The sequence below is a fragment of the Streptomyces sp. NPDC020490 genome (assembly GCF_044335305.1).
Classification (GTDB): domain Bacteria; phylum Actinomycetota; class Actinomycetes; order Streptomycetales; family Streptomycetaceae; genus Streptomyces.
Genome location: NZ_JBIRUY010000080.1, coordinates 1 through 9489, shown reverse-complemented (window position 1 = coordinate 9489; position 9489 = coordinate 1). Strand labels below are relative to the sequence as shown.

At 74.9% G+C, this 9489-nt stretch carries 3 protein-coding genes; all 3 read right to left on the bottom strand.

The window, feature by feature from the left end; all coding sequences use genetic code 11:
- Positions 1-2315, bottom strand: a 2315-nt coding sequence (locus ACH4ZX_RS39820) for a type I polyketide synthase (RefSeq protein ID WP_398283758.1), incomplete at its 3' end; no start/stop codon positions are given.
- Positions 2316-2563: 248 nt separating this feature from the next.
- Positions 2564-6838, bottom strand: coding sequence for a type I polyketide synthase (locus tag ACH4ZX_RS39815; RefSeq protein ID WP_398283756.1), 4275 nt, complete (start codon positions 6836-6838; stop codon positions 2564-2566).
- A gap of 125 nt (positions 6839-6963) precedes the next feature.
- The coding region (locus ACH4ZX_RS39810; RefSeq protein WP_398283754.1) for an SDR family NAD(P)-dependent oxidoreductase at positions 6964-9489 on the bottom strand (2526 nt) is incomplete at its 5' end.

Sequence of the window (9489 nt, the reverse complement as noted above, 5' to 3'; positions counted from 1 at the left end):
TCACGGATCGACTCCACCTGCGAGGAATGCGAGGCGTAGTCGACGTCGATGCGCCGGGCGCGGACACCGTCGGCCTCGCAGGCCGCCATCAGCTCCTCCAGCGCCTCGGGATCACCGGAGACGACGGTGGACTGCGGGCCGTTGACCGAAGCCAGAGCCAACCGGTCACCCCAGGCGCCGATCCGCTCCCGCACGGCGTCCGCGGTGTCCGCCACGGACACCATGCCGCCCTTACCCGCCAATGCGGTGAGCGCACGAGCACGCAGCGCGGACACCTTCGCCGCGTCCTCCAGGCTCAGCACACCGGCGACGGCGGCGGCAGCGATCTCGCCCTGCGAGTGGCCGACCACCGCGGCGGGGCGGATGCCGTGGAAGCGCCACAGGTCGGCGAGGGACACCATCACCGCCCACAGCGCGGGCTGGACCACATCCACCCGGTCGAAGCCGGGGGCGCCCTCGACACCCCGCAGGACGTCCAGCAGCGACCAGTCCACGTACGCCGACAGGGCCCGCGCGCACTCCTCCAGCCGGGCGGCGAACACCGGCGAGGCGTCGTACAACTCCACCGCCATCCCCGCCCACTGCGAGCCCTGGCCGGGGAACACGAACACCGGCCGGTCGGCGCCTGGTGTGACGGTGGTGCCGGTGACGTCGCCGTCGGCGAGTTCCGCGAGGCCGGCGCGGAACGTCTCGTGCCGGGCCGCGACGACCGCGCCGCGCACCGGGTGGGCCGTGCGCGTGGTGGCCAGCGAGAAGCCGGTGGCGGCCGGCGGGGCGCCGTCCCGGACGTGGGCGAGGAGCCGGGCCGCCTGGTCGCGCAGGGCGGCCGGGGTGCGGCCGGACACGATCCACGGGACCGGTCCCGCGGGCTCCTCGACGGCCGCCTCCTCAACGGCCGTCTCCTCGGCGGCCGTCTCCTCGGCGGGTTCGGCCTCCTCCAGGACGACGTGGGCGTTGGTGCCGCTCACCCCGAAGGAGGAGACACCGGCCCGGCGCGGTTCGGGGCCGCGCTCCCAGGGGCGTGCCTCCGTCAGGAGCCGCACGCCGCCGGACGCCCAGTCGACGTGCGGGGTCGGCTCGTCGGCGTGCAGGGTCTTCGGCAGGACGCCGTGGCGCAGCGCCTGCACGGTTTTGATGACGCCGGCGATACCGGCGACCGGGCCGCCGTGCCCGATGTTGGACTTGGCCGACCCCAGCCACAGCGGCCGCTCGGCGGTGTGTTCCCTGCCGTAGGTGGCGAGGAGGGCCTGGGCCTCGATGGGGTCGCCGAGGGAGGTGCCGGTGCCGTGCGCCTCGACCGCGTCGACCTGGGCCGCGGTGAGGCGGGCGTCGGCGAGGGCCTTGCGGATGACCTCCTGCTGGGCGGGCTCGCTGGGTGCGGTGAGGCCGTTGCTGGCGCCGTCCTGGTTGATGGCGGAGCCGCGGATCACGGCGAGCACGCGGTGGCCGTTGCGGCGGGCGTCGGAGAGCCGCTCGACGAGCAGGACGCCCACGCCCTCGGCCCAGGTGGTGCCGTCCGCGCCCGCCCCGAATGCCTTGCAGCGGCCGTCCGCGGCGAGCGCCCGCTGCTTGCTGAACTCGACGAAGGCGGCGGGAGACGCCATCACGGCGACGCCCGCGGCCAGGGCCAGCGAGCACTCGCCGCGGCGCAGCGCCTGCACGGCGAGGTGCAGGGCGACCAGGCCCGAGGAGCAGGCGGTGTCGACGGTGACGGCCGGTCCCTGGAGGCCGAAGGTGTAGGCGACCCGGCCGGACAGGACGCTGGACATGGTGCCGGTGCCGATGTAGCCCTCGGCGTCCTCGGGCAGGGCGGTGAGCCGGGAGGCGTAGTCGGAGGCGACGGCTCCGACGAACACGCCGGTCTCGCTGCCCCTGAGGGACAGCGGGTCGTTACCGCCGCGTTCGAGGGCCTCCCAGGCGGTCTCCAGCAGGAGCCGCTGCTGCGGGTCCATGGCGGCGGCCTCACGCGGCGAGATCCCGAACAGCTCCGGGTCGAAGAGGGTGGCGCCCCGCAGGAACCCGCCCTCGGTGACGTAGGTCTTGCCGGGCTTGTCCGGGTCGGGGTCGTAGAGGTTGTCGACGTCCCAGCCGCGGTCGGTGGGGAAGGAGGTGATCGCGTCGGTGCCGGAGGCGATCAGGTCCCAGAAGCCCTCGGGATCGGTGGCCCCGCCCGGGAAACGGCACGCCGTCGACACGATGGCGACCGGCTCGTGCCCGGCGTCCTCGGCTTCGCGCAGCTGCTGCTTGGTGCGGCTGAGATCCGCGGTGACCCGCTTGAGGTAGTCGCGGAGCTTGTCTTCGTTGCTCGTCGGCATGCTCGGTACTCCTTGGGGACTTGGGGCTGAGGAGCAACGCGGGAAGCTCCCGGTTCCTGGGTCCCGGTCGGTCCGGTCGGTCCGGTCGGGCACGGGGACACCTGGCCACCGTCGCGTGCGAGCGCGATCGGGCCAACCCCTGAAATGCGGGGTGCGACCCGTATAGCGGCGGTCGACTCCCCTTCCCGGCAGCGGGGAACGGACCGACCGCCGCCGCCCCGAGGGGCGGCGGTGGGCGGTGGGGCAGGTCAGGAGGCGCCCAGCTCCTTGTCGATCAGGTCGAAGATCTCGTCGTCGGACACGCTGTCGAGGGCGTCGCCGTCCAGGACGGCGGCCTGCGCGGTGCCGTTGCGGCGCCAGCGCCACAGCAGCGCCTCCAGGCGCTTGGTCACGGTGTCCCGGGCTTCCTCGTCCGGCTCCACGTCCGCCAGGGCGGCCTCCAGCAGCGCCAGTTCGCGCAGACCGGGAGCCTCCACGGCGCGTGCGGTGCCCAGTTCGGTGAGCAGGTGGCGGGCCAGGTCGAGGGGGGTGGGGTGGCTGAAGACCAGGGTGGCGGGCAGTTTCAGTCCGGTGGCGGCGGTGAGCCGGTTGCGCAGTTCGACGGCGGTGAGCGAGTCGAAGCCCAGGTCCTTGAAGGCGCGTTCGGGCTCGACGACTTCGTGCTCGTCGTGCCCGAGGACGGCGGCGACCCGGGTGCGCACCAGGTCGGTCAGCATGCGCTCCTGCTCCTGCGGGCCGAGCCGGGCCAGTTGTCGCGTGAACGAAACGGCGCCCCCCGGGTCGTCCGCGGCGGCGGCGCCGGGGCGGCGCGGCGCGCGCTCGGCGGGAGGAGTTCCGGCGCGGGCGGAGGTCCCGGCGCGGGCGCCGGCGGCCTCCGCGGCGGCCCGCAACTCCTCGACGGGCACGAGCCGTGAGGCGAACGAGTCCACCACGGCGACCGGCCGGCCGGCCGCGTCGGCCACCGTGACCGCCACCTCGTCGGGCCCCACCGGGGTGAGATGGACCCGTACCCGGCAGGCCCCGGCGGCGTGCAGCCGCACCCCGCTCCACGCGAACGGCAGCCAGGCCGTGCCCTCCTGCGCCGGCGGCCCGCTGACCGCGAGCGCGTGCAGCGCGGCCTCCAGGAGCGCCGGGTGCAGCCCGAAGCGGACGGCATCGCGGTGCTGGTCGTCGGGCAGCTCCGCCTCCGCGTACACGCCGGCGCCGTCACCGGCGAGCCATACGGCTGTCAGGCCCTGGAAGACCGGCCCGTAGCCGTATCCCGACTCGGCGAGGGAGGCGTAGAACCCGTCGAGGTCCACCGGTTCGGCACCGGGCGGCGGCCAGGCCGCCAACTCCCGCCCCTCGGGCGGAGCTTCGGCTCGCGACAGGGTTCCCTGCGCGTGCCGCGTCCAGCTTCCGCCCGGGTCGTCGCCGCCGCGGCCGTACACGGCGACCGGGCGCCGCCCCGCCGGGTCCGGTGGCCCCAAGACCACTTGCAGGTCGACCGGTGCGTCGTCGGGCACCGCGGGTGGCGTCTCCAGTGTCAGCTCGTCGAGAACGTCGCATCCGGCCTCGTCCCCGGCCCGCACGGCGAGTTCGACGAACACGGCCCCGGGCAGCACGCGCGCGCCCCCGACGGCGTGGTCGGCGAGCCACGGGTGCGTCCGCAGCGACAGCCGCCCGGTGAGTACCACCTGGTCCCCCTCCGCGAGCCGCACCGCGGCCCCCAGCAGCGGGTGATCCGCAGCGGCCAGCCCGGCCGCGGTGACATCACCGGCGCCCGGGCCTCCCTTGCCCGCCTCCAGCCAGTAGCGCCGACGCTGGAAGGCGTACGTCGGCAACTCCGGCTGCGGCGAACGCCCGTACACCGCCTGCCAGTCGACCTTGGCGCCATGGACCCAGGCCTCGGCGAGGGAGGCCAGGAAGCGCTGCGGGCCGCCCTCGTCGCGGCGCAGGGTGCCGACAGTCACCGCGGTCGCCTCGGAGGCGTCGATGCTCTCCTGCACGCCGATCGTCAGCACCGGGTGCGCACTGGCCTCGACGAACAGACCATGCCCGCGAGTCAGCAGACCCTCCACGGCGTCCTGGAAACGGACCGTGGTGCGCAGGTTCGTGAACCAGTACTCGGCGTCCAGTTCCGGGCCGTCGACGAAGTCGCCGGTGACGGTGGAGAAGAAGGGGATCTCGGCGGTGCGCGGCCGGATGCCGTCCAGCAGGCCGATCACCTCCTCCCGGATCAGCTCGACCTGCGGACCGTGCGAGGCGTAGTCCACGTTGATACGACGGGCGCGCACACCGTCCGCCTCGCAGGCCGCCATCAGCTCCTCCAGCGCCTCGGGATCACCGGAGACGACCGTGGACTGCGGGCCGTTGACGGAGGCCAGAGCGAGCCGGTCACCGAAAGAGGCGATCCGCTCCCGCACGGCGTCCGCGGTGTCCGCCACCGACACCATGCCGCCCTTACCCGCCAATGCGATCAGCGCGCGGGCACGCAGCGCGGACACCTTCGCCGCGTCCTCCAGACTCAGCACCCCGGCGACGGCGGCCGCCGCGATCTCCCCCTGCGAGTGACCCACCACCGCGGCCGGCTCCACCCCCACCGACCGCCACAACTCCGCCAGCGACACCATCACCGACCACAACACCGGCTGCACCACATCCACCCGGTCAAACCCAGGCGCGCCCTCGACACCCCGCAGCACATCCAGCAGCGACCAGCCCACGAACCCCGACAGCGCCCGCGCACACTCCTCCAGCCGCGCGGCAAACACCGGCGAAGCCTCATACAGCTCCACCGCCATCCCCGCCCACTGCGACCCCTGACCCGGAAACACGAACACCGTCTTGTCCGTGTGGGCCGTGCCTTCGAGGACCTTCGCGGAGGTGTTCCCCTCGGCGAAGGCGTGCAGGGCGGTGTCGCGGTCGCCGCCGATGAAGGCGGCGCGGTGGTCGAAGGCGGTGCGGGTGGTGGCGAGGGCGACGGCCGGGTCGAGGCCGGGATGCTGTGCGTTCCAGTCCCGCAGTCGGGCGGCCTGGCCGCGCAGCGCGGCCGCGGTGCGGGCGGAGAGGATCCAGGGGGCGCCGGTGGCGGTGAAGGCACCTGGCGTGGTGGGGTCCGGGGCGTCGTCGGTGTCCGGCTGGTGCTGTTCGAGGATGACGTGGGCGTTGGTGCCGCTGATACCGAAGGCGGAGACGCCGACGCGCCGGGGCCGGCCGGTCTCGGGCCAGGGGCGGGCCTCGGTGAGGAGTCGGACGGCGCCGGAGTTCCAGTCGACGCGGTCGGAGGGGGCGTCGACGTGGAGGGTTCGGGGCAGGAGGCCCTCGCGCATGGCGAGCACCGTCTTGATGACGCCCGCGACGCCCGAGGCGGCGGAGGTGTGCCCGATGTTGGACTTGACGGAGCCGAGCCACAGCGGACGGTCCTCGGGCCGGTTCTGCCCGTAGGTGGCGAGGAGGGCCTGAGCCTCGATGGGGTCGCCGAGGGTGGTGCCGGTGCCGTGCGCCTCGACCGCGTCGACCTGGGCCGGGGTGAGCCGGGCGTCGGCCAGCGCGGCCTTGATGACGCGGACCTGTGAGGGCCCGTTGGGCGCGGTGAGGCCGTTGGAGGCGCCGTCCTGGTTGACGGCGGAGCCGCGGATCACGGCGAGGACCCGGTGGCCGTTGCTCACGGCGTCGGAGAGCCGTTCGACGAGGAGGATGCCCGCACCCTCTGAGGGTCCGAAGCCGTCGGCGGCTGCGGCGAAGGCCTTGCAGCGGCCGTCGGGTGCCAGGGCGCGCTGGCGGCTGAACTCGACGAAGCCCGCCGGGTTCGACATGACGGTGACGCCTCCGGCGAGGGCGAGGGAGCACTCGCCGGTGCGCAGGGCCTGGGCGGCCATGTGCAGGGCGACGAGGGAGGAGGAACAGGCGGTGTCGACGGTGACGGCCGGCCCCTCCAGGCCGAGGAAGTAGGCGAGGCGCCCGGACAGGACGCTGGCGAGGTTGCCGGTGCCGATGTAGCCCTCGAGTTCGTCGGGAACGTCGGTCAGGCCGGTGGTGTAGTCGAGGGCGCTGAAGCCGATGAAGGTGCCGGTGGCGCTGCCGGCGAGGGTGGTGGGGTCGATGCCGGCCCGTTCGACGGCCTCCCAGCCGGTTTCCAGGACGAGCCGCTGCTGCGGGTCCATGGCGAGCGCCTCGCGGGGCGAGATGCCGAAGAAGCCGGCGTCGAACCGGTCGGCGTCGTGGAGGAAGGCCCCTTCGCGCACGTAGTTGGTGCCGGGGGTGTCGGGGTCGGGGTCGTAGCGGGCGTCGATGTCCCAGCCGCGGTTGTCGGGGAAGGGGCCGACGGCGTCGCCGCCGTCGGCGACCAGCCGCCACAGGGCTTCGGGGGTGTCGGCGCCGCCCGGGTAGCGGCAGGCCATGCCGATGACGGCGATGGGCTCGTGGCCCGCGGCCTCCACGGCCTGCAGCCGCTTGCGGGTCTGCTGCAGGTCGGCCGTCGCCCGCTTCAGGTATTCGAGGAGTTTCGCCTCGTTGCTCTCGGTGCGCTGGCTCTGCGCCATGTCGGTGTCTCCGTGGGCTCCGTGGGGCGGTTCGCCGGCCGTGGGCCGGTGTCGGGCATGGGCCGGTGTCGGGCATGGCGGGCTGCTGCTCCGGGGCCGGGCGTGGGCCCGGCCCCGGGCGCGGGTCAGGAGGTGCCCAGCTCCTTGTCGAGCAGGGCGAACATGTCGTCGGCGGTGGCCGTCTCCAGGGCGTCCGTGTCCTCGGTCGTTCCGGCGCCGGTGTGCGCGTCCTCGTCGACGGTCCACAGCAGGGCCTGGAGGCGCTGCCTGAGCTTGGTGCGGGTGTCGGTGTCGGGGGCGGCGGCGGACAACGCGCTCTCGAGTCGGTCGAGTTCGTCGAGGACCCCGCCGACGGGTGCGTCCCCGCCCGGCAGCAGGGCGGTGCGCAGGTGCGCGGCGAGCGCGGCGGGGCTGGGGTAGTCGAAGACGACGGTCGCCGGGAGTTTCAGGCCGGTGGCGGCGCCGATCCGGTCGCGCAGTTCGACGGCGGTCAGCGAGTCGAAGCCGAGGTTCTTGAACGCGCGGCCGGGTTCGACATCGTCGCCGGAGGAGTGTCCGAGGACGGCGGCGACCTTGTCGCGGACGAGGCCGAGCAGCAGGGACTCCCGCTCGGCCGGGTTCGCCGCGGCGAGCCGCCGGCCGAACTCGGCGGCCGCACCGGTGTCGCCGCCGTCCTGACCGGGTGCCTCGGCGGCGGCCAGGGCGCGGCGGGCCTCCGGCACAGTGCTGATGAGGGGGCTGGGCCGTCCGGAGGTGTAGCCGGGGACGAACCGCTCCCAGTCGACGTCGGCGACGGCGCGGAACACCTCGTCGTGCTCGACGGCCTGGACCATGGCGTCCAGGGCGAGTTCGGGGTCCATCTCCAGCACGCCGCGGCGGCGCATGTACTCCTCGACGCCGTCGCCCTCCATCATCCCGCCGCCGCCCCAGGCGCCCCAGGCGACGGAGGTGGCGGTCAGGCCGCGGGCGCGGCGCCGGGCGGCGAACGCGTCGAGGTAGGCGTTGCCGGGTGCGTAGCCGCCGTGCCGGCCGCTGCCCCAGACGCCGGAGTTGGAGGAGAACAGCACGAACGCGTCGAGTTCGGTGTCGCCGAGGAGTTCGTCGAGGTGCCGGGCGCCGCCGACCTTCCCCGCGTTGATCTCCCGGAACTCGTCGACGGTCATCTCCTCCACGAGGGTCGACTGGACGATCCCGACGGCGTGCACGACGGCGGTCAGCGGGGTCTCGGCCGGGATCGCGTCGAGGACGGCCCGTACCTGCTCGCGGTCGGCCATGTCGCAGGCGGCGAGGGTGACTTCGGCGCCCAGCGCGCGGATCTCGTCGGCGAGTCCGGCGGCTCCGGGCGCCTGCGGGCCGCGGCGGCTGGTCAGCACCAGGTGCCGGGCTCCGCCGGCCGCGAGACGCCGGGCGACCCGGGCGCCGACGCCGCCGGTGCCGCCGGTGACCAGGACGGTGCCGCGCGGCTGCCAGCGCCGCACCGGCTCGCTGTCCCCGAGCGGGGCACGGGTCAGCCGCCGGCCGTAGGCGCCACTCGCGCGCAGCGCGACCTGGTCCTCGTCGCCGAGGCCGCCCGCGAGCAGCCGGGCCAGCCGGGCGGCGGCCCGTTCGTCGAAGGTCTCCGGCAGATCGGCCAATCCGCCCCAGGTGCGCGGCTGTTCGAGCCCGACGACGCGGCCGAGCCCCCACAGCATGGCCTGGGTGGGGTCGGCGGGCGCGTCGTACCCGGTGTCGACGGCCCCCCGGGTGAGCACCCACAGCGGCGCGGTCACCTCGGCGTCGGCGAGGGCCTGGACGAGCACGAGGGTGCCGGTGACGGCGCTGTCCGGGTCGGCCGCGCCGGCCAGCAGGGACACCACTCCGGCCGCGTCGGTGCCGGTGAGCCGCGCGGCCCAGTCCGTGCGGTCGGCGGCGGCCGGGTCGAGGGGCAGGCGGTCGACGTCGGCGCCGCGGGCGGCGAGGGCCGCGACGACGGCCTCGACGCGGTCGGCGGCGGCCGGGTCTGCCGGGTCGGCCGGCTCGACGACGAGCCAGGTGCCGGTCAGCCGGTCGGCGCCGCTGTCGGGCAGCAGGGTCCACTGGATGTCGTAGCGCCAGGAGTCGATGGCGGCCCGGTCGCGGCGGCCACGGTGCCATGCGGCGAGCGCGGGCAGCTGTTCGCGCAGGGGCCGGTCGGCGTCCAGGCCCGCCGTGGCGGCGAGCCGGTCGGTGTCGCCGTCGTCGACGGCCGCCCAGAATCCCGCCTCCGCGGGGTCGGCCGTGCCGGGCGCCGGGGCGGCCTCGTCGGCCCGCGCGGACTCCAGCCAGAAACGCCGGTGCTGGAACGCGTACGTGGGCAGGTCGACGGTGCATGCGCCGCGTCCGGCGAGGACGGCGGTCCAGTCGACGGGGACGCCGCGGCTCCAGGCGGTGCCGAGCGAGGTGTAGAAGCGCGCCAGGCCGCCTTCGCCGCGGCGCAGCGTGCCGAGCGCGACGGCGTCGGCGCCTGCCGCCTCGGCGGTCTCCATGACGCCGTAGACCAGTACCGGGTGGGCGCTGCACTCGATGAATGTGCTGTGGCCCTCGGCCAGCAGACGCCGCACCACGGGTTCGAACGACACCGGCTGCCGGCAGTTGTCGTACCAGTACTCCGCCGTCAGCTCCGACCCTTCCAA